The organism is Tepidimicrobium xylanilyticum (assembly GCF_900106765.1).
GTDB classification, from domain to species: domain Bacteria; phylum Bacillota; class Clostridia; order Tissierellales; family Tepidimicrobiaceae; genus Tepidimicrobium; species Tepidimicrobium xylanilyticum.
Map to the genome: position 1 here is coordinate 1 of NZ_FNNG01000008.1, position 20,563 is coordinate 20,563.

A 20,563-nucleotide genomic window follows, 5' to 3' on the forward strand; every position below is an offset into this window, starting at 1 on the left:
GAACAATATCTTTAAAATTGAAACAATGCACCCTAAATCTATAGAAAAACTTGGGGAATAGGATTTAACAGGTGGTTTCTAGGTAAATAATGGCCTAGGCCATTATTTACCTAGAAACCACCTAACTAAAAAAATGAACACATTTCTCCATGTTTAAAATTATTGCCAAAATTATAAGAATTTATGTATATTTCCCTATAATTTTGGCAAACTAAAACTAAAGTATCAAATTTGAAAAATTATTATCTAAATTTAATCTAAATTTTCTTGTCAGATCAGAGTAATCAAACTTACTTAAAGCACAAAATTTATTACAGTCTCCACAATTATTAAAGTCCAATCTTATCTTTATAAATATGTCCTATCAATTGCCTCGAATATATTTAATATGGGCATTGTTTATACGTTATTTCTATTTTTAATTTGTAGCTAAGTTAAGACCCTGTCCACTGTTCTAAAAAAATAATGCTATTCCCATATCAATTAAAGGGAATAGCATTTATTTTTATAAACCTGAAAGAGCTTCCCTCAATGTATGCCAAGCTAAAACTGCACATTTTACCCTAGCAGGCATGTTGGAAATATTTTTAAGGACTACAGCATCTTCTAATTTTTCCAATTCTTCTTCATCGGTTACTTCCTTTTTTATCATTCCTAAGAATATTTCCACTAAACTTAGGGCTTCTTCTATGTTAACACCTTTTATTAAGTCGATCATCATGGAAGTAGATGCTTGTGATATGGCGCAACCTACTCCTGTAAAGGAAGCATCCTCTATTATATTTCCATTAAGCTTTAATTCCAAAGTAATATCATCTCCACAGCTTGGGTTATGGCCTTTTTCTGTTATATCCGGATTTATTAGATGTTTTTTATTATGTCCACTCCTACTATGTTCCATAATTAGCTGGGAATATATTGAATTAAGATCCATAGCCAAACCACTTCCTTACATTTTTAACTCCCTCAATAAATTGGTCTATATCATCCTTAGTATTATATAAATAAAAGCTAATCCTAGAGGTAGCAGGAACATCTAAAAATCTCATGAGAGGCTGAGCACAGTGATGACCTGCCCTAATAGCTATTCCATAGGAATCCAATATAGTTGAAACATCATGGGGGTGGACGCCATCAACAGTGAAAGAAATTAATCCACCTCTCATTTCTAAATCTTTTGGGCCTTGTATGTCTATATAAGGTAATTTTAACATCTTATTTAAAGCATATTCCGTTAACATCTTCTCGTGTTCTTCTATATTATTCAATCCGACCTTTTCCAAATACTCAATTGCAGCCTTAAGTCCTACAGCACCCTCTACATTTTGTGTTCCTGCTTCAAACTTGTAGGGTAGGGGAGCAAAGGTGGCCTCTTGTTTGTAGACGTATTCAATCATATCGCCTCCCATTAAAAATGGAGGCATACTTTCCAATATTTCCTTTTTCCCATACAATACACCAATCCCCATTGGGCCAAGCATCTTATGGGCTGAGAAAACGAAGAAGTCTGCATCCAACTTTTGGACATCTATTTTAAGATGAGGGGCGCTTTGGGCTCCATCTATTACTACTACCGCCCCCATTTTGTGGGCGTAATCTATTATTTCCTCTATTGGATGAATTGTACCTAGAACGTTAGACATATAACCTATGCTTACTAGCTTAGTCTTATTGGTAATCTTATTCTTGATTTCGTCTAAAGTAAGCCTACCTTCATCATTTAAATACATGTATTTTAGTACCCCTTTATTTTCCTTTACTACTCTTTGCCATGGGAGTATATTGCTATGATGTTCTGATATTGTCAGTACTATCTCATTTCCTTCACTTATAAATTTCTTCCCATAGGAATAGGCAATTAGATTTAAGGACTCTGTTGTGTTTCTGGTGAATACAATTTCTTCTGTAGATTTAGCATTTATAAATTCTTTAATCTTTTCTTTCGCTGAATCATAAGCTTTTGTTGCCTCTATACTTAATTTATGAGCTCCCCTGTGAGGATTACCATGGGATAGTCTATTGTATTCAGCCATAGCTTCAATAACTTGAAGTGGCTTTTGAGTGGTAGCCCCATTATCCAAGTATATTAATCTCTTTCCTTCAATATCCTGTCTAAATACGGGAAAATCTTTTTTAATAATTTCTGGATTAATTTTTGCCATCTATGAGTCTCCTCTCAACTTCATCTAATACTATTTTCTGGTAGTCTTCAAAGGGAATTCTATCTATTATTGGTTTAAAAGAGGCTTCTACTATTAATTTTTTGGCTTCTTTTTCTTCTAAACCTCTGCTCATAAGGTAAAATAACTTGTTTTCGTTAATTTGCCCTGCACTAGCTGCATGTTCTCCTTCTACATCATCTTCGTGACACAATAAAGCAGGGATTGATTCAGATTTTACAGTAGGGTCTAATAATATTACATACTCTTCTTCTTTGCCTTTAGAAAGTCGGGCACCTTTTTTAAAGTCTAAATTGCCTTTAAACATCTTCTTAGCATGGTTCATAAGCACCCCTTTTGATTCAATATTGCTTATACTCATAGGGCCTTCATGGATCATTGAGTATTCTAAATCCATCTTTTTATTTCCATTACCTAAATAAATGGATGAAAGGTAAGCTTTACTGGCTTCACCTTCTAAATAGTTAGAATAATTGGAATTAGCAATACAACTTCCTAATTCAACAGTAATCCAATTGATCTTTCCATTGCTTTTTATATAGGCAATATTGTAATCAGAGCTTTGAGATTTATCGTTCATCCTTTGAATCTTAATTATGTTTATTTTTGCATTTTCCTTGGCAAATATTTTGGTAATTCCCTTATGGAAAGCTTCAACTTCACCACAGGAAGTATAATCCATTATGATAGTAGTTTCACTTCCTTCTTCAGCTACTATGATGTTTTGATTTATAACAACTGGGTTTTCCTCATCCATATTAAATTCTATTTTAATTGGTTTATCTATTTTTATGTTCCTTGGGATATAGTATACTATCCCAGTATTATAGGATTCTTCAATAAAGGGAGTAAACTCATTTTTAGTTTTCTCAAATTCCTTGACTATTAGATAATCCATTACGATTTCATTTTTACTCTTATTGATTTTTTCAAGTATTACTCCTTCCGGAAGCTTAGTATCAAATTTTATATAATCTTTTTTATAGTCTACAACATTAATTGAACGAACTTTACTATTTATCATTTTCATCTCACCCCACCTATCCGATAGAGCCTTCTAGCTCCATATTAATTAAGTTATTCAATTCAACGGCATATTCTAAGGGAAGTTCTTTTGTAATAGGTTCTACAAATCCTCTAACTATCATGGCCTTGGCTTCTTCTTCGGCTATTCCCCTACTCATTAAATAAAATATGGCTTCATCGCTAATCCTTCCGATTTTAGCTTCATGGCCAATATCTATATCGTCATTGTATAACTCTATCACCGGTACCGTGTCGGATGCAGATTCATTATCTAGCATCAAAGATTCGCAGGAAACTGTAGATTTACATCCATACGCATTTGGAGCTACTTTAAGCAATCCTCGGTAAAAAGCATGGCCTCCATTTTTTGAAATGGATTTTGAATTAATACTAGATGTAGTATAAGGTGCAGCATGAACTACTTTGGTACCCGTATCCAAATATTGTCCAGAGGAAGCAAAGGTAATCCCTGTAAACTCAGATCTAGCACCTTCTCCCCTTAATATGCTCATAGGATATAGCATGGTAACTTTAGAGCCAAAGGATCCGGAAACCCATTCTATGGTTCCGTTTTTATCTACCAGTGCCCTCTTAGTGTTCAAGTTATACATATTTCTAGACCAGTTTTCTATGGTACTATATCTTAATTTAGCATTTTCCCTTACGAATAGTTCTACACAGCCAGCATGCAGATTTGTTACCCTGTATAAGGGTGCGGAACATCCTTCTATGAAGTGGAGACTTGCTCCCTTACCTACGATTATTAAAGTATGTTCAAATTGGCCTGCTCCTGGTGCGTTTAATCTAAAATAAGATTGTAGAGGAATATCTACCTTAACCCCTTCAGGGACATAAACGAAGGAGCCACCAGACCAAACTGCTCCATGCAAAGCAGCAAATTTATGGTCATTAGGTGTAACTAGTTTCATGAAATGTTCTTTCACCACATTCTCATATTCATGTAGAGCAGTCTCCATATCTGTATATATAACTCCTTGTTCTATTAGTTCCTGTTTAATATTGTGATAGACAACTTCCGAATCATATTGAGCTCCTACACCAGCTAAAGCTTCCCTTTCTGCTTGAGGGATTCCTAAGGCTTCAAAAGTTTTCTTTATATCTTCTGGGACTTTGTCCCAATTATTTACTAAATTTGCATTAGGTCTTACATAGGTAACTATATTATCCATATCAAGATCTGACAAATCGGCACCCCAAGTAGGCAGAGGTTTACTATTATATATTTCTAGGGATTTCAGTCTGAACTCTGTCATCCATTCAGGTTCATTCTTTTCCTTAGAAATTTCAATTATTATTTCTGGAGTCAATCCCTTATCTGCTTTATATCTATAAGAAAATTTATTTTTAATATCATAAATACCTCTGTCGATATCTTCTACGTAAGTTTTTCTTTTTTCCATATCATTCACCTCTATTGGTAAGAATATATTGACCTAATATGTTCATATCCCTTTTCATCGATTTCATTTGCCAAATCTATTCCGCCAGTTTTAACTATTCTTCCATCTAATAGGATATGAACATAATGAGGATTTAAATATTCTAATAATTTGTTATAGTGGGTTATTACTAGAATAGACCTTTTATCATTGTGCATCCGTTTAACCCCTTCAGCTACTATTCTTATGGCATCTACATCAAGGCCTGAATCTGTTTCATCTAATACGGCTAATTTAGGTTCTAAGACTGCCATCTGAAGTATTTCGTTTTTCTTCTTTTCTCCGCCAGAAAAACCTTGGTTTAAATATCTTGCTGCATATTCTTCAGCTATTTCCAATTCTTTCATCTTCTCTTTTAGCACTTTTTTAAAAGCCATTACTCCTTGAAATTTACCAGTTACAGAAGTTTTGGCTGTTCGCAAAAATTCTTCCACTGTTACCCCTGGAATTTCTTCTGGGTATTGGAAGGATAAAAAAATTCCTTTCTTAGCTCTTTCATCAGCTCTAAGTTCATTAATAAGCTCATCGTCAAATATAATCTCACCATTGGTAATATCATATTTAGGATGACCCATCAAGGTATAGGCTAACGTGGATTTTCCACTTCCATTAGGGCCCATTATAATATGGATTTCTCCTGCGTTTATTTGAAGATTCAACCCTTTCAGTATTTCTTTTTCATCTATTTGGACTTTCAAATCTTTTATATTTAGTATATTCTTTCTCATAAATATTCTCCTTTACATCAATAATTATTATTAAATGATACCCGTTCTCACAATAGTATACCACAGTTTTTAAAAAAATCCTACTAATTTAGTAGGAATTAAATGATTTTTATTATAAATAATTAACTCCTTAGTTATAGTGCTAATATAGTATCTTTTGTACTGGAGTGGTATAATATAATTAAATTAGATTATTAGAAGGAAACAGGTGTAAACTATGAATTTAAAGCAATTTATAGTTGATAAGTCCAAAGCGTTAAATATAGATTTAATAGGATTCACGGATTGTGAACCTTTATTTGATTTAGAGGATTATCTTGTTTTAAGGCAAAGAAAAAGTATGGAAACCGAATTTGAAGAAAAGGATTTGAAAAAGAGGATTAACCCTAAGTTAATTTTTCCTGCATGTAAAACCATAATCGTAATAGGTTTATCTTATAATGTTGATTATAACGAAAATCCAGATTATGATTTGAAAGGAATCCTTTCTAAATCTAGTTGGGGACTAGATTACCATAGGGTTTTAAAGGATAAATTTGAACAATTAATAGCGGAGATTAAAAGAATTAAGGATTTTGAGTATAAATATTATGTAGATACTGGTCCCTTAATCGATAGGGAATTGGCAAATAGGGCTGGTATAGGATACTATGGAAAGAATTGTTCAATAATAAATGATGAATATGGTTCTTTTATATTTATAGGGTATATGTTGACGAATTTGGAGTTAGATGTTGAACATAGTAAAAAGGAAAGCAAATGTGGAAACTGTAGTCTATGTATTGATTATTGTCCTACTAAAGCTTTAGAGAGGCCATATAGAGTTAATCCTAAAAAATGCATATCCTATTTAACTCAAACAAAAAATTGGATTCCCTATGAATTAAGGGATAAGATGGGAGTAAAAATTTATGGTTGTGACACGTGTCAAAAGGTCTGTCCTAAGAACAATGGAGTGAAAAAATCTTACCATGAAGAATTTATACCTTGGACTACTATGGGATATATTAATATAGAAGAGCTATTATGCATATCAAATAAACAATTTAAAGCAAGATATGGGGATATGGCAGGCAGCTGGAGAGGAAAAAACATTCTGAAGAGAAATGGAATAATTGCTTTAGCAAATATGAAGGATAAAGGGAATATCAAACTATTAGAGCCTTTATTAAAAGATCCAAACCCCATGATTAGGGAATGTGCAGCTTGGGCTATTCAAAAACTAGATTGTAATTATGGGAAGGCGGTGATTGAAAAGAGAATCAGAATTGAAAATGATGAGGATACAAAGAAAAAAATGAGAAACTTATTAAATAATTTTTTAACAAACTTGTAGACCGACGAAAAATTTGTGTTATACTATACCTGTGACAATAATTTAAAACATGTTTTAGGAGGGATAACGTTGTCTAATGTTCATGAACTAAGCTTTTTGAAGGAAAAGATAGAAGAGCTTAAAAAAGAGGGAGTATATAGAAAATTACCAGTTTTAGAGGGAGCAAATGAAGCAGAGGTAATTTTAAATGGAAAGAAGGTAATCAACCTTTCTTCCAATAATTATCTTGGATTTGCAAACCATCCAAGGTTAAAAAGAGCAGCCATCGAAGCAGTTGAAAAATACGGTGCTGGAGCAGGTGCTGTAAGGACTATAGTTGGGAACATGTCCATTCATGAGGAACTTGAAGCATTATTAGCAGAGTTCAAGCGAGAAGAAGCAGTTTTCATCTATCAGTCTGGATTTAATTGTAATGCTGGAACTATACAAGCTATAACAGAAGCTGGAGATTTAATTTTATCTGATGAATTAAATCATGCTTCCATAATAGATGGTACCAGATTAAGTAAGGCCGATAAGATGATATTTAAACATTCTGACTTAGACCACTTAGAAAAGTTGCTGAAAGAAAATAGAGATAAATATAGAAACGTACTTATTATTACCGATGGAGTATTTAGCATGGATGGAGACATTGCTAAATTGCCAGAAATAGTAGAATTAGCTGAAAAATATGAGGCTATGACCTATGTAGATGATGCCCATGGTTCAGGAGTTTTAGGTGAAAGTGGAAGAGGGACTGTAGACCACTTTGGATTACATGGAAGAGTAGACTTTACAATTGGGACCTTATCAAAAGCCATAGGAGTAGTAGGAGGATATGTGGCAGGTTCCAGAACTATGTACGAATGGTTAAATCATAGGGCAAGACCTGTTTTATTCAGTACCTCATTACCACCTGCTGCTGTAGGAGCTATAATCGAAGCAATAAAGATGCTAATGGAATCTACGGAATACACTGATAAGCTATGGGATAATGCTAGACATTTCAAGCAAAAACTTGGAACATTAGGATTTAATACAGGTAATAGCGAAACTCCTATTACACCTGTTATAATAGGGGATGAAGCTAAAACCATGGAATTCAGCAGAAAATTATTAGAAAATGGAGTTTTCGTTTCACCTATAGTATTCCCAACTGTACCAAGAGGAACAGGCAGGGTAAGATGTATGGTAACTGCAGGCCACACTAAAGAACAGCTTGATAGGGCTGTAGAAGTATTTGAAAAGGTTGGAAAGGAAATGAATATTTTAGGATAAAAAAAGAGGATTCAATCCTCTTTTTTTATCCTATCCATAACTATAAATTCTTTTAGATTGAAATAAAGGGTACACAGTTATAAAATATATTAAAGGGAATATAGCATCGAGGTGGATTTATGATTGTGGGAACTTGTTCAATAAAGTTAATGCTATTTGAGTCCAACTCACTCAAAGAAAAAAGACACATTGTAAAAAGTTTAATGGGCAGGATTCAATCTAGATTCAATGTATCAATAGCAGAAGTGGGATTAAATGATAGTTGGAAGACATCGATGATAGGATTTGCATGTGTGACTAATGATGCAAATCACGCCAATCAAACTATTTCCAATGTACTAAAGTTTATTGATGGAGATAGTAGGGTGGAGATAATAGATTACAATATAGAAATATTGTAGGTGATTTGATGAAGAATATATTAGCTAAAGAAAAAATTAAGAAAGTCATCGACATACTAATGGAGCTGTATCCTGATGCGAAGGCAGAGTTAAACTATTCAAATCCTTTTGAACTGTTAATTGCAACAATTCTTTCAGCCCAATGCACAGATGTGCAAGTAAATAGGACTACTGAAAAGCTATTTAAGGAACTAAAAACACCTGAAGATTATTTAAAGTTAACTGACGAGGAGTTAGGTGAAAGGATTAGAAGTTGTGGATTTTATAAAACTAAAAGTAAAAATATTCTATCTACCTGCAGATTGCTAATTGAAAAGTTCAATGGGCAGGTGCCTAATACGATAGAGGAATTAATGACTCTACCTGGAGTTGGTCGGAAGACTGCTAATGTGGTTTTAAGCAATGCTTTTTCAATACCTGCCATAGCAGTAGATACCCATGTTTTTAGGGTATCCAATAGAATTGGATTGGCAGATAGCGACAATGTGCTGGAAACGGAAAAGGATTTAATGAATAATATTGATAAATCTATGTGGTCTAAAGCACATCATCTGCTGATATTTCATGGTCGCAGAATTTGTAAGGCGAGAAAGCCTCTATGTCAAAAATGTCCATTAACCGATTATTGCATCTATTATAAAGAAGAAGTTAATAAATAAGGAAAGGGCTGTTATTATGGAACAGTTAGATAAATTAAGAGAAGAACTATTTTTTTCTTTAGATATAGGTACTAGAACTGTAATTGGTATTGCAGGTGTTTATACAAATGAAGAGAAGTTTAAAATACTAGCTCATTCAATTCGAGAACATAAAAAGAGGCATATGTATGATGGACAGATTCACGATATAGATGGGGTTACGGAGTTGGTAAAGGAGATAAAGTCAGATTTGGAAAGGAAATTAGATATCAGCTTAAAGAAGGTGTCCATTGCAGCTGCTGGTAGATCTCTGAAGACTTGTAAAGTGAGGGTAGATAAAGAATTAGGAAATAACGTAGAAATCAAAAGGAATATTGTGGAGGTTTTAGAACTAGAAGCGGTTCAAAAAGCACAAGAGATAATTAACGATAATGAGGAGCAAAATAGATTTAAATACTATAATATCGGGTATACGGTGATTAATTACTACTTAAATGATAATACGATGAATAAATTAGAAGGTCATAGAGGGGATAAAATAGGAGTAGAAATTTTGGCTACTTTTTTACCTCAAATGGTGGTAGAAGGCCTATATACTGTCATATCCAAATCTGGTCTTGAAGTGGGTAATATAACTTTGGAGCCTATTGCAGCATTAAGTGTAGCTATCAAAGAGGAATTAAGGTTATTAAATTTAGCCTTAGTAGACATTGGTGCAGGCACTTCGGATATTGCCATAACAAAAGATGGGAAGATAATTGCTTATGCTATGACCTCTAAAGCAGGGGATGAGATAACTGAGGCCATATCAAAAAAATACTTATTAGATTTTAGTACAAGCGAAAAATTGAAAATTAAACTTAATTCTCAAGAAGAACATGAGTTTTTAGATGTAGTAGGGGTTAAGCATAAATTGACTACTAGGGAAATAGTTGCTAGTATATATGAAACTATAGAGGATATAGCTAATGAGATAGTTGAAAAAATTATCGAGTTCAATGGAAAAGCTCCTAGTGCAGTATTCCTTATTGGTGGTAGTAGTCAAATGCCAGGCTTGAGGGAATGTATAGCGGAAAAATTGGGACTACCCAAAGAAAGGGTATCCATTAGGGATACTAGCTTTATTGAAAACTTAGAAAATTTGGATTCTAACTTGAAGGGTCCAGATATTATTACTCCAATTGGAATAGCTCTAGAGAGCATTACTAGAAAATACAAGAATTTTATAGAAATAACATTTAATGGAGAAGAGGTTAGATTATTTAATGCTGAAAGAATTAAAGTTTCCGATATACTAGTTCTTACTGGATATAACCCTAGAAAATTGATTCCTAAATTAGGAGATAATTTTGTCTACTTTGTCAATGGAGAAAGAAGGGTTTTATTGGGTGAAGATGGAGTTGAAGCCAAAATATATGTAAATGATATTATTGGCAACTTAAATACTCCGTTGTATGATGGGGATGTGGTAAGGATAGTTGAAGCAACCCAAGGAGAGAAGCCAAAACCATTTTTATCCCAGTGTGTTTCTTTAGAAGAAAAGGTTACTATTAATGGGAAACAATATAATTTAGTAAAGGAAATTAGAATTAATGGAAATATTGTAAAAAATAATCCTATTTTAGAAGAAGGTGATAGGATAGAAATCATTAAGATAGAAAACTTGGAAGAATTGCTAAAGGATACAGATGAAATTTCTTTCGTATCTAATATCCTTATAAATGGAGAAGAAGCAGACCTAAAAACCCCTTTGAATAAGGGGGATGAAATAGTAATAAGGAGAAGTAAGAAGATAATATTATATGTTAATGGGAAAGAAATGGTAATAAACCACAATAAGGATAAATTTATCTTTGTGGATATTTTTGATTATATAGATTTCGATTTATCGAGACCAAGAGGTAATTTAATTCTTAGGATTAATGGTAAAGATGCCGAATATATGGCCCCCCTCAAAGATGGAGATGAAATAGAAATTTATTGGAGCAAATAGTATTCTATTATCAAGTAGTACATATATTTAATAATGAATAATATATAGATTTGGAGGCCAAATATGGAAAGATCTAATAGAAAGATTAAAATTGCATTCATGTTTTTATCTATTGTAATAGCTTCAATCATAGGCTTAGGCTTTTATGGATATTTTAAAATTTTAAATACCAACTTAATATATCAGGGAGTAAGGGTTGAAAAATATGATTTATCCCTTATGACCAAAGAAGAAGGACTAAATTATATTAAGGAAAATCATGAAAAAGAGCTAAAGGACAGAAGTATGAAGCTCATATATGCAGATAAGGAGTATGTCTATAGCTTAGATGAATTAGGGTTATATTCTGATTATGAAAAGGCTATAAATGAAGCTTATTCTGTAGGTAGAGAAGGTAGCATATTTAAAAGGATAAAGGATATAATCTATGTGAAAAAAAATGGGATTGTAATTCCATTGGATTCAAATATAGATAAAAATAGAATAAACCATATTGTAGACACCATTAGTGAAGAAATAGATAGTGATGCAAAGGATGCAGAATTTCATTTTAATAATGGTAATATATCTATTACAAATGAGGTAGTGGGTAGAGTTGTAGATAAGGAGAAATTAAGCAAGGCTATAAATGATAATATTGACCGATTAGATACTATAGAAATACCCGTAGAAAATATTCTTCCTAAAGTTACCAAAAGCCTATTGAGTAGAATCAATGGAGTTATTGGAGAATACTCTACTTCTTTTAAGGGGAGTAGTCAGAATAGGATTGAAAATATTAGGATATCTGCTACGGCCCTAAAAGGGAAACTATTAATGCCTGGAGAGAGCTTATCTTTTAACGATACTACAGGTCCTAGAGATAAGAAGTTTGGATATAAAGAAGCAAATGTAATTTTAAATGGTGAGTTTACACCTGATGTAGGAGGAGGGGTATGTCAGACCTCTACAACATTGTATAATGCCTTATTATTGGCAGATGTGACTATTTTGGAAAGATCGCCCCATTCCATACCAGCAACTTATGTAAAGTTTGGGCAGGATGCAGCGGTAGCTTATGGATTTTTGGATTTGAAATTTAGGAATGATTTTGATTTTCCTATATACATTGATTCGAAAATGGTAGGAAATCAACTATATTTCTATATATATGGAGATAAGCGATCGAAAGATTATACTGTAAAAATTGAATCAGAAATAATAGAGACTATTCCTGCAAATGAAGAGCTTATATTAGATGAGACGTTAGAGCCTGGTAGTAGGATTTTGGTTCAAGCAGGAAGAAAAGGATATAAGGTTAATACCTATAAGTCTATAATCAAAAATGGCAAAACTGTGAGCAGAGAACTAATTAGTAAAGACTTTTATAGGCCAAAAAATTTTATTTATAAGGTCGGTAAAGATGTTGTTGAAACATCTAACAATTTGGAAGATGAATTGAATAACAGGATAGATGATATAGAAATGGATGGAAGCAATGGACAATAAAGGAGGAATTATTGTGACAGAATTAAATGAGTTATTATATGATAAGAAATTGGAATGTCCTGTTTGTAATGAGGAGTTTGCAACTAAGAAGGTTAGAATTTCCCGATTAAAATTAATTAAGAGAGATGAGGACCTACTCTCCTATTATGAGGGTGAGAATCCTCTTATTTATAATGTATTTCTTTGCCCTAACTGTGGTTATGCTGCAACAGAAAGTAGATTTGATTCTGTTTCCGCAAGAGATAAAAAGATATTACTGGAAGAAGTAGCTTCTAAATGGAGCAAAAGGAGTTATGGGGGAGAAAGATCCATTGACGATGCAATAGTTGTTTATAAATTAGCTTTTTATATTGGACAAGTATTAGATTATGATAAAGTTGAATTAGGTACTTTAGCACATAGCATAGCATGGCTTTACAGGATTAAAGGTGATCAAGAAGAGATACGATTTTTATCAATTACTAAAGATTTATATGAATACAGCTATTACAATGAATCATTAGTAAATGCTAAAGGAGCTAAAAGGGATGAAATAAAACTAGCTTATTTGTTGGGAGAAATAAATAGAAGGCTTGGCAATAAAGAGGAAGCGTTCAAATGGTTTAATGGAGTTATTTCTAATCCTGATATTAAATCTAGTCCCATGTTAGAGAAGATGGTTAGGGAACAATGGAGGTTAACTAGGAATGAATAGTTATAAGAAACTCATAAAATACTATGATTTTGATACGGAATTAGGAAGATTAGTTATATTTTTTTCTGAAAAGGGTATAGTAAATCTCTCGTTGGCAGAGGATATGGAAAGCATCATTCAGCACATAAATAATAAATATGGACAAGCAATTAAAGTAGATAGAGATGAGCATCATTATCATGAAGAGATAATAGAATATTCAAAAGGGAGATTGAAAAAGTTTTCTCTTCCTCTAGACCTACAGGGAACGGAATTCCAGAAAAGAGTGTGGTTTGAGCTGTTAAATATCCCTTATGGAGAAACGATAAGTTATAGGGACTTAGCCATAAAGATTGGCAACCCGAAAGGATATAGGGCTGTTGGAGGTGCATTGAATAAGAATCCTATTCTCATAGTAGTCCCTTGTCATAGGGTGATGGGTTCTAATGGAGGTTTAGTGGGATTTGGAGCTGGAATTGCAATGAAGGAAAGATTATTAAAGTTAGAAAGGGATAATTTGAATTTAATTAGTCAATAAAATTTTTTATTGACTAATTATTTTTTTATGGTATATTAAATTTGGCTACAGAATAGGAGGAAATCAGATGAAGTATAAATTAATAGCCATAGATATGGATGGGACGCTTCTTAATAGTGAAAGGAAGGTTTCTTATAAGAATAGAAATGCTTTATTAAGAGCTAAGAAAAAGGGAATTCATATTGTTTTATCTACTGGGAGAATTTTAAGTTCAGCTTTATATTTTAGCAGAAACCTAGGGTTGAATAATCATGTTATTGCTTGTAATGGTGCTTTAATTTATTGTTTAAAGGGACAAGATTTTATATATGAGAATTCGATGGATGTAAATACTGCAAAAGAAATAGTTGAGTTAGCAGAAAGAAACAGTATTTATTATTATTTTTATGACAAATATACATTCTATTTAAGGAAATGTGGAAGTGAAAGTTTTGACTATTATAAATATTATGAAAAAGATTGGGTAAAACAGGGCATAGAGATAGAAATATTTAAAAACCCTATGGATATTTTAGAACACAATAGACCAACTATTTATAAATTTGTGTTTATAGATGAGAGTGGGGATAAGCTTTTAAATTTTAGGGAAAAACTAAAACAAATAAAAGGAATCAGCATATCTAGTTCTTGGTATAACAATATCGAAGTGATGAGTGAAGGAGTGTCAAAGGGGACTGCATTAGAATACTTGATAAAAGAATTGAATATAGCTGCATCAGAGGTAGTGGCTATAGGAGATAATGAAAATGATATTTCCATGTTTAAGGTTGCAGGGCTGGCAATTGGTATGAAAAATGGAACTGTAGATATTAAGGATTATGTGGATATAATTACAGATACTAATGATGAAGATGGAGTGGCGAAGGCGATAGAAAAATATGTGATAAATCAATTGTAGAGGAGAGTTATAGTATGACCTTAAATATAGTTCTTGTTGAACCTGAAATACCACAGAATACTGGGAATATTGCTAGAACATGTGCTTTAACAAACACAACACTTCACCTAGTTAAGCCTTTAGGGTTTTCTGTAGAGGATAAACATTTAAAAAGAGCAGGATTAGATTATTGGAATTTAGTAGAGATTCATTACTATGACAACTTTTTTGAGCTTAAAAACAAATACAAAAATGAAGTTTTCTTTTATGCTACTACAAAAGGATTACATAAATATACGGAAGTTAAATATCCAGAGAACTCATTTATCGTTTTTGGGAAAGAGACAAAAGGTCTTCAGGCAGAAATTTTAGATGGAAACTGGGATAAAACTATTAGGATTCCGATGAAATTGGGCATAAAAAGGTCACTTAATTTAGCCAATTCTGTAAATATCATTTTATTTGAGGCATTAAGGCAGTTAGATTTCCCACAGTTAGAATAACATCATGGAAGAATCATGGTTTCATTAGATGATTGTTGGCTTTCTGATGGGTTAGTATTATAATAAAATCTACTTAGGTAGGAGGATACAGATGGATATAGCGTTACCAGTATTAGGTGGGTTAGGACTTTTTTTATATGGTATGAATATAATGGGTGTAGGCTTACAAAAAGCTGCAGGAGAAAGATTAAAGAGATTGATTGAGATACTGACTAATAATAGGCTAATGGGCGTTTTGGTAGGCACTATAGTTACTATGATAATTCAAAGTAGTAGTGCTACTACAGTAATGGTAATAGGTTTTGTTAATGCAGGCCTTATGACTTTGCACCAGGCTGTTGGGGTAATTTTTGGTGCTAACATAGGTACTACTGTGACGGCCCAATTAATCGCATTTAACTTAACGGATTTTGCACCATTAGCCGTGGCTGCAGGAGTTGGAACTTGGTTAGTAGCATCGAAAAAAAGGACAAAGAGTATTGCTGAAATATTGATAGGTTTTGGGATTCTTTTCATAGGCATGGATATGATGGGCAGTGGGCTGAAACCATTAGCTGACAATCCTGTATTTACGAATATAATGATTAGATTAGAAGATCCATTTTTGGGAATATTAGTTGGTTTAGGATTAACAACTATTTTGCAAAGCAGTAGTGCTTCTATAGGATTGTTGCAGGCGCTAGCTTCCCAAAGGCTTATAAATATAAATATAGCTTTTCCCATACTATTTGGAGATAATATAGGAACTACAACTACAGCATTAATTTCCAGTATAGGAGCTAATAAGACTGCTAAAAGAGCTGCGGTTCTACATTTTTTGTTCAATTTAATTGGTACTATCATATTCGTCACTATACTTAAGAATCCTATACAATATTTAGTATTAAAAATTTCCCCATACGATATTAAAAGACAAATTGCTAATGCCCATACATTGTTTAATCTTATAAATGTAGTTATCCAGCTTCCTTTTTCTAACTTATTGGTAAAAGCAGCAATGAAAATAGTTCCTGGAGATGTGGAAGAGGTAACTGAGGCAGGATTAAAGTTTTTGGATTCAAGAATAATTGAGACTCCTTCAATTGCTTTAGGGCAAGCAACTAAAGAAGTTCTTCGAATGGGCAAAATAGTAGCAGACAATTTAAAAACAGCTACAAATGCATTTTTGAATAAGGATGAAAAATTAACTCAGGAAGTGTTTAATCAAGAAAAAATTATTAATAGATTAGAAAGCGACATAGTTGAGTATCTAGTAGAACTTTCTAATGCTCCATTAACAGAAGCACAGCATGCCCAGGTGAGTATATTGATAAACGTTATAAATGATATAGAAAGAGTGGGAGACCACGCAGATAACATTGCAGAATTAGCTCAAACAGCAATAGATGATGAGTTGGATTTTTCAGAAGATGCTATCGGAGATTTCAAAGTTATTTCATCTAAAGGTCAAGAAGTGTTTATTAAATCTTTAGAGGCTTTGAAGGATGCGGATTTAGACAAGGCAAGGGATGTGCTTAAGATAGAAGAAGAAATTGACGCTTTGGAAAAAGAATATAGGGAAGGTCATATACAAAGATTAAATAAACATTTATGTTTACCAAGTTCTGGAGCAGTGTTTTTGGATTTGTTGAGCAATTTTGAGAGAGTTTCGGACCATTCGTCAAATATAGCCTTATACGTATTGGATGAGTTAAAAAATTAAAAAAATTTAAACATTAAATTTTTTTATAAAAAGTATTGTCTTTATAAAAAAATTATAATATAATAGCCATGGAATGTGAAAAAAACAACAAAATAAGGATATCGGATGAAAAGTGCGGGAGAGACCAAAATTATTTTGGCGCCGAAGGATTAAGTCATAAAACTTGCCATTTTATGATGACGATCTCAGGCAAAAGAACCGTACTTTGACGAAACTCTGAAAAGCGATAAGCACCGAAGGAGCAATCCATTATTAATGGAGAAACTCTCAGGTTTTTGACAGAGTAGAGGGCAGCTAGTGTTTCCTTCTATTCTGTTTTTTTATGTTTTAAATCAATGTAATTTAGGGTAAACTAATTAATGTATGAGTTTTAATAAACAAATCTTGCCTTATGGAAAATATTTTATTATCTTTTTAATAGAAGTATTTCTCATAAATTGCCTTTCTGCAGAATAGATGGGGGATTACATAGCTAAAGTGGGAATCTAACTTTTCAAGATGCAAGTCATGATAGAAGTATTATCAATTAGCAGTCCCGGATTATTTTAACTAAATTTAAGTAAAGGATTATTATAATTATTAAAGGAGGAAAAAACTATGATTTATGATGTTGTTGTAATAGGAGCGGGTCCTGCAGGTTTGGCTGCTGGATTATATGCTTCTAGATCTAGGCTAAAGACTTTGATAGTGGAAAAGGAAAAGGCGGGGGGACAAATAGCTAAAACTGCAGAAGTAGCAAATTACCCCGGCTCCATTGAAAATGCCACTGGGCCAACCCTTATAGCTAGAATGGTGGAACAGGTAGATGAATTTGGAGCTGAAAGGGTTATTGACACAATTAAAGAGGTAGAATTAGAAGGCAATATTAAAGTAATAAAAGGAGAAAAGGGCGAGTATCAAGCTAAAACCGTAATAATTGCAACAGGAGCAAATCCAAGACCAATAGGCTGTCCTGGAGAAAAAGAATTGACAGGTAGAGGAGTTTCTTATTGTGCTACATGTGATGCGGCCTTCTTTGAAGATATGGAAGTTTATGTAGTTGGTGGAGGAGATACTGCGGTAGAAGAGGGAATGTACTTAACTAAGTTTGCTAGAAAAGTTACAATAATCCACAGGAGAGATGAATTAAGAGCTGCAAAATCCATCCAAGAAAAGGCCTTTAATAATGATAAGATAGAATTCATGTGGGATACTGTAGTAGAAGAAATAAAAGGCGATGGAATTGTTGAGTCCATGGTTGTTAGAAATGTAAAAACTGGAGAAATTAAGGAAATATTTGCGGATGAAGAGGATGGAACTTTTGGAATATTCCCATTCATTGGATTTATACCAGCTACTGATCTATTTGAAGGCAAAGTAGAAATGAAAGATGGTTATATAGTAACTGATGAAGAAATGAGAACTAATATCCCAGGAGTTTTTGCTGCAGGCGATGTTAGGGTAAAATCATTAAGACAAGTTGTTACAGCAACTGCCGATGGAGCAATAGCAGCTGTTCAGGCTGAAAAATATATAAATGAAACTTTTAATGATTAAAAAACATTTTAGGAGGGATACTTATGGTAGAGTTAACTAGAGATAACTTTGAAGAAGAGGTTTTAAAGGCAGAAGGACCAGTATTAGTGGATTATTGGGGACCAACTTGTGAACCTTGTAAAGCTTTAATGCCTCATATTGAAGAAATGGCAGAAAAGTATGGTGATAAGGTCAAATTCTGTTCATTAGACATTACAAAAGCAAGGAGACTAGCAATAAAGCAAAAAGTAATGGGATTACCAGCTATTGTTATCTATAAGGATGGAGAAGAAGTAGAAAGATTAGCTGAAGCTGAAGCAACAGCAACTGCTGTAGAAGAAATGGTTAAAAAGTATGTTTAATTGATTTTAATTCTGGGCTTTTCCCCAGAGTTAAAATAGATGTTCCAATAATAAGGGGAGGTGAACTATATGCGTCTTGAATTAGGCCATGTGTTTATTAAAGATGCTCAATTTGGTAATGAAACCAAAGTTGAAAATGGGGTGCTATATGTAAATAAAGAAGAATTAATTGCACTAATTAAGGAAGACGAGCACCTAAAAGAGGTAGACGTGGACATTGCAAGACCAGGTGAAAGTGTAAGAATTACTCCTGTTAAGGATGTAGTTGAACCAAGAGTTAAGGTAGAAGGACCAGGAGGAGTTTTCCCAGGAATACTATCCAAGGTTGATGTGGTAGGAAGTGGAAAGACCCATGTACTAAAAGGTTGTACAGTTATGACTACTGGGAAGATAGTAGGTTTCCAAGAAGGTATTGTAGACATGACAGGACCAGGAGCAGAATATACTCCATTCTCAAAAACTGTGAATGTAGTATTAAAATGCGAACCTGTTGATGGATTAAAGCAACACGACCATGAAAGAGCTGTAAGATTAGCAGGCTTTAAAGCAGCAGCTTATCTTGCTGAAGCAGCTAGAAACCTTACTCCGGATGAAGTAGAAGTATATGAAGTAGATACTCTATTAGAAAGCATTAGGAAATATCCAGATCTTCCAAAGATAGGATATGTTCAAATGCTTCAAACGCAAGGGTTACTTCATGATACCTATGTATATGGGGTAGATGCTAAGCAAATAGTACCAACCATAATGTACCCAACTGAAATTATGGACGGTGCAATCGTAAGTGGTAACTGTGTATCTGCATGCGACAAGAATACAACTTACCATCAAATGAACAATCCAGTTATTCACGACTTATTAGCAGTTCATGGTAAAGAGCTTAACTTCGTAGGAGTTATAATCACCAATGAAAATGTGTACCTAGCTGATAAGGAAAGGTCATCAAACTGGACAGCTAAATTAGCTGAGTATCTAGGTTTAGATGGTGTTATAATCTCACAAGAAGGATTTGGAAACCCAGATACTGACTTAATTATGAACTGTAGAAAGATTGAAGAAAAAGGCATCAAAACAGTTATTATTACTGACGAATATGCAGGTAGAGACGGTGCTAGCCAATCATTAGCAGATGCTCATCCATCAGCAAATGCAGTAGTAACTGGAGGAAATGCTAATGAACTTATAGAATTGCCTCCAATGGATAAAATAATTGGTTCATTAGAATATGTAGATATTATTGCTGGAGGTTTTGATGGAAGCCTTAGAGAAGATGGTTCAATATTAGTTGAACTACAAGCTATTACAGGCGCAACAAATGAAATAGGATTTAACAAGATGTCAGCAAGAGGATATTAATATAAATCAAAATAATAAAAGAAAGGATGTGTAGAAATGTCACTATTTGATGCTAGTAAGAAAGTCATCATCATTGGTGATAGAGATGGCATACCAGGACCAGCCATCGAAGAGTGTGTTAAGACTACAGAAGCTGAAGTAGTGTTCTCATCTACTGAGTGCTTTGTCTGAACTGCCGCAGGAGCAATGGACCTAGAAAATCAAAAGAGGGTTAAAGATTTGGCTGAAAAATACGGCCCAGAAAATATAATCGTATTAATAGGTGGAGCAGAAGCTGAAGCAGCTGGATTAGCAGCTGAAACAGTAACTGCAGGAGACCCAACTTTTGCAGGTCCATTGGCAGGAGTCCAGTTAGGACTTAGAGTATATCATGCTGTAGAACCAGAATTCAAAGAATCAGTAGACCCAGCTGTTTACGATGAACAAATTGGTATGATGGAAATGGTTCTAAATGTTGATGAAATAGTCGAGGAAGTAAAAGGTATAAGAGAAGAATACGGTAAATACAATGACTAGTTCCCGATGAA

Annotated in this window: 20 protein-coding genes and 1 riboswitch; of the genes, 15 read left to right on the top strand and 5 right to left on the bottom strand. The window is 33.5% G+C overall.

Annotated features, from left to right (window positions below):
* Positions 1-505 precede the first annotated feature (505 nt).
* The 5 genes from sufU to sufC are packed head-to-tail and all read right to left on the bottom strand — an operon-like array spanning position 506 to position 5,394.
* Positions 506-934 (bottom strand): Fe-S cluster assembly sulfur transfer protein SufU, encoded by a 429-nt coding sequence (sufU, locus tag BLV68_RS09280; protein WP_093753122.1) that lies wholly within the window; start codon positions 932-934, stop codon positions 506-508.
* Positions 924-2,162, bottom strand: coding sequence for a cysteine desulfurase (locus BLV68_RS09285; protein ID WP_093753124.1), 1,239 nt, complete (start codon positions 2,160-2,162; stop codon positions 924-926). The genes sufU and BLV68_RS09285 overlap by 11 nt, the downstream gene beginning before the upstream one ends.
* Positions 2,149-3,210 carry a Fe-S cluster assembly protein SufD gene (sufD, locus tag BLV68_RS09290; protein ID WP_093753126.1) on the bottom strand — a complete coding sequence of 354 codons (1,062 nt, stop codon included), beginning with the start codon at positions 3,208-3,210 and terminating at the stop codon, positions 2,149-2,151. The genes BLV68_RS09285 and sufD overlap by 14 nt, the downstream gene beginning before the upstream one ends.
* Positions 3,211-3,220: 10 nt before the next feature.
* Positions 3,221-4,627: a Fe-S cluster assembly protein SufB gene (gene sufB, locus BLV68_RS09295; protein ID WP_093753128.1), complete on the bottom strand. Its 1,407-nt coding sequence runs from the start codon at positions 4,625-4,627 to the stop codon at positions 3,221-3,223.
* A gap of 11 nt (positions 4,628-4,638) precedes the next feature.
* Positions 4,639-5,394, bottom strand: coding sequence for a Fe-S cluster assembly ATPase SufC (gene sufC, locus BLV68_RS09300; protein ID WP_093753130.1), 756 nt, complete (start codon positions 5,392-5,394; stop codon positions 4,639-4,641).
* A 217-nt stretch (positions 5,395-5,611) separates the two neighbouring features.
* Between sufC and queG the strand changes: the two genes are divergently transcribed.
* The 15 genes from queG to grdA all read left to right on the top strand — a co-directional run bounded on the left by queG (position 5,612) and on the right by grdA (position 20,552).
* Positions 5,612-6,730, top strand: a complete 1,119-nt coding sequence (gene queG / locus BLV68_RS09305; RefSeq protein ID WP_093753132.1) for a tRNA epoxyqueuosine(34) reductase QueG — start codon at positions 5,612-5,614, stop codon at positions 6,728-6,730.
* Between the two features lie 69 nt (positions 6,731-6,799).
* Positions 6,800-7,990, top strand: a complete 1,191-nt coding sequence (locus BLV68_RS09310; RefSeq protein ID WP_093753134.1) for a glycine C-acetyltransferase — start codon at positions 6,800-6,802, stop codon at positions 7,988-7,990.
* Between the two features lie 119 nt (positions 7,991-8,109).
* A complete protein-coding gene (locus BLV68_RS09315) occupies positions 8,110-8,391 on the top strand; it encodes a DUF503 domain-containing protein (protein ID WP_093753136.1) in 282 nt (93 codons plus the stop codon).
* Positions 8,392-8,399: 8 nt separating this feature from the next.
* Positions 8,400-9,050, top strand: coding sequence for an endonuclease III (gene nth, locus BLV68_RS09320; protein ID WP_093753138.1), 651 nt, complete (start codon positions 8,400-8,402; stop codon positions 9,048-9,050).
* A 16-nt stretch (positions 9,051-9,066) separates the two neighbouring features.
* The gene (locus BLV68_RS09325; protein ID WP_093753140.1) at positions 9,067-11,022 is read left to right on the top strand and encodes a cell division protein FtsA; all 1,956 of its coding nucleotides are present in this window, start codon (positions 9,067-9,069) and stop codon (positions 11,020-11,022) included.
* Positions 11,023-11,085: 63 nt separating this feature from the next.
* The gene (locus BLV68_RS09330; protein ID WP_093753142.1) at positions 11,086-12,510 is read left to right on the top strand and encodes a VanW family protein; all 1,425 of its coding nucleotides are present in this window, start codon (positions 11,086-11,088) and stop codon (positions 12,508-12,510) included.
* A gap of 13 nt (positions 12,511-12,523) precedes the next feature.
* Positions 12,524-13,204: a DUF2225 domain-containing protein gene (locus BLV68_RS09335; protein WP_093753334.1), complete on the top strand. Its 681-nt coding sequence runs from the start codon at positions 12,524-12,526 to the stop codon at positions 13,202-13,204.
* Positions 13,197-13,721: a methylated-DNA--[protein]-cysteine S-methyltransferase gene (locus tag BLV68_RS09340; protein ID WP_093753144.1), complete on the top strand. Its 525-nt coding sequence runs from the start codon at positions 13,197-13,199 to the stop codon at positions 13,719-13,721. Before BLV68_RS09335 ends, BLV68_RS09340 begins: the two co-directional genes overlap by 8 nt.
* Before the next feature lie 67 nt (positions 13,722-13,788).
* Entirely contained in the window at positions 13,789-14,619 is an 831-nt protein-coding gene (locus BLV68_RS09345; RefSeq protein ID WP_093753146.1) for a Cof-type HAD-IIB family hydrolase, read from the top strand.
* Positions 14,620-14,633: 14 nt separating this feature from the next.
* The gene (locus tag BLV68_RS09350) at positions 14,634-15,101 is read left to right on the top strand and encodes a tRNA (cytidine(34)-2'-O)-methyltransferase (RefSeq protein WP_093753148.1); all 468 of its coding nucleotides are present in this window, start codon (positions 14,634-14,636) and stop codon (positions 15,099-15,101) included.
* A gap of 91 nt (positions 15,102-15,192) precedes the next feature.
* Positions 15,193-16,803: a Na/Pi cotransporter family protein gene (locus tag BLV68_RS09355; protein ID WP_093753150.1), complete on the top strand. Its 1,611-nt coding sequence runs from the start codon at positions 15,193-15,195 to the stop codon at positions 16,801-16,803.
* A gap of 105 nt (positions 16,804-16,908) precedes the next feature.
* Positions 16,909-17,014: riboswitch (glycine riboswitch) on the top strand.
* Between the two features lie 386 nt (positions 17,015-17,400).
* Entirely contained in the window at positions 17,401-18,339 is a 939-nt protein-coding gene (trxB, locus tag BLV68_RS09360) for a thioredoxin-disulfide reductase (protein WP_093753152.1), read from the top strand.
* A 23-nt stretch (positions 18,340-18,362) separates the two neighbouring features.
* Positions 18,363-18,680 carry a thioredoxin TrxA gene (gene trxA, locus BLV68_RS09365; RefSeq protein ID WP_093753154.1) on the top strand — a complete coding sequence of 106 codons (318 nt, stop codon included), beginning with the start codon at positions 18,363-18,365 and terminating at the stop codon, positions 18,678-18,680.
* 69 nt (positions 18,681-18,749) lie between these two features.
* The gene (locus BLV68_RS09370; RefSeq protein WP_093753156.1) at positions 18,750-20,036 is read left to right on the top strand and encodes a glycine/sarcosine/betaine reductase component B subunit; all 1,287 of its coding nucleotides are present in this window, start codon (positions 18,750-18,752) and stop codon (positions 20,034-20,036) included.
* 36 nt (positions 20,037-20,072) lie between these two features.
* On the top strand, positions 20,073-20,552 hold the full coding sequence (grdA, locus tag BLV68_RS09375; RefSeq protein WP_093753158.1) for a glycine/sarcosine/betaine reductase complex selenoprotein A: 480 nt from the start codon (positions 20,073-20,075) through the stop codon (positions 20,550-20,552).
* The last annotated feature ends 11 nt before the right edge of the window (positions 20,553-20,563 follow it).

Bases quoted from the DNA above. Each gene is read 5' to 3' on its own strand.
- BLV68_RS09330 (WP_093753142.1), top strand. From the start codon at position 11,086: ATGGAAAGATCTAATAGAAAGATTAAAATTGCATTCATGTTTTTATCT.
- BLV68_RS09355 (WP_093753150.1), top strand. From the start codon at position 15,193: ATGGATATAGCGTTACCAGTATTAGGTGGGTTAGGACTTTTTTTATAT.
- sufC (WP_093753130.1), bottom strand. From the start codon at position 5,394: ATGAGAAAGAATATACTAAATATAAAAGATTTGAAAGTCCAAATAGAT.
- BLV68_RS09345 (WP_093753146.1), top strand. From the start codon at position 13,789: ATGAAGTATAAATTAATAGCCATAGATATGGATGGGACGCTTCTTAAT.
- nth (WP_093753138.1), top strand. From the start codon at position 8,400: ATGAAGAATATATTAGCTAAAGAAAAAATTAAGAAAGTCATCGACATA.
- BLV68_RS09350 (WP_093753148.1), top strand. From the start codon at position 14,634: ATGACCTTAAATATAGTTCTTGTTGAACCTGAAATACCACAGAATACT.
- BLV68_RS09340 (WP_093753144.1), top strand. From the start codon at position 13,197: ATGAATAGTTATAAGAAACTCATAAAATACTATGATTTTGATACGGAA.
- sufB (WP_093753128.1), bottom strand. From the start codon at position 4,627: ATGGAAAAAAGAAAAACTTACGTAGAAGATATCGACAGAGGTATTTAT.
- BLV68_RS09370 (WP_093753156.1), top strand. From the start codon at position 18,750: ATGCGTCTTGAATTAGGCCATGTGTTTATTAAAGATGCTCAATTTGGT.
- trxB (WP_093753152.1), top strand. From the start codon at position 17,401: ATGATTTATGATGTTGTTGTAATAGGAGCGGGTCCTGCAGGTTTGGCT.
- BLV68_RS09315 (WP_093753136.1), top strand. From the start codon at position 8,110: ATGATTGTGGGAACTTGTTCAATAAAGTTAATGCTATTTGAGTCCAAC.
- trxA (WP_093753154.1), top strand. From the start codon at position 18,363: ATGGTAGAGTTAACTAGAGATAACTTTGAAGAAGAGGTTTTAAAGGCA.
- BLV68_RS09285 (WP_093753124.1), bottom strand. From the start codon at position 2,162: ATGGCAAAAATTAATCCAGAAATTATTAAAAAAGATTTTCCCGTATTT.
- sufU (WP_093753122.1), bottom strand. From the start codon at position 934: ATGGATCTTAATTCAATATATTCCCAGCTAATTATGGAACATAGTAGG.
- queG (WP_093753132.1), top strand. From the start codon at position 5,612: ATGAATTTAAAGCAATTTATAGTTGATAAGTCCAAAGCGTTAAATATA.
- BLV68_RS09325 (WP_093753140.1), top strand. From the start codon at position 9,067: ATGGAACAGTTAGATAAATTAAGAGAAGAACTATTTTTTTCTTTAGAT.
- sufD (WP_093753126.1), bottom strand. From the start codon at position 3,210: ATGAAAATGATAAATAGTAAAGTTCGTTCAATTAATGTTGTAGACTAT.